Origin of the sequence: Herbaspirillum sp. WGmk3 (assembly GCF_023952535.1) — a bacterium.
GTDB lineage: Bacteria > Pseudomonadota > Gammaproteobacteria > Burkholderiales > Burkholderiaceae_D > Herbaspirillum > Herbaspirillum huttiense.
In genome coordinates, this window is record NZ_JAKYWT010000123.1 from 1 (window position 1) to 250 (window position 250).

At 66.4% G+C, this 250-nt stretch carries 1 protein-coding gene; it reads right to left on the minus strand.

Features of this window, described 5'->3' with window-relative positions:
- Positions 1-250 (minus strand): proton-conducting transporter membrane subunit (locus MKD49_RS26160; RefSeq protein ID WP_305882142.1); only part of this gene is annotated, 250 nt, incomplete at both ends.

The window sequence follows — 250 nt, forward strand, 5'->3', positions numbered from 1 at the left end:
GTGGTTGACCATGTAGAGGATCGCGCCCGTGTGGCCCTGGTCGGTGAGCACGAAGATGCCGAGCACGATGAACCCGAAGTGGGACAGGGACGTGAGACCGACCAGCCGGAGCAGGTCGTCCTGGCCGATGGCGATGAGCGCGCCGTACACGATCGAGATGAGCGCCAGCGTCACGACGACGGGCGTGGCCCACGTCGACGCCTCGGGGAAGAGGCCGAGGCAGAAGCGGATCATCGCGTAGGTGCCGATC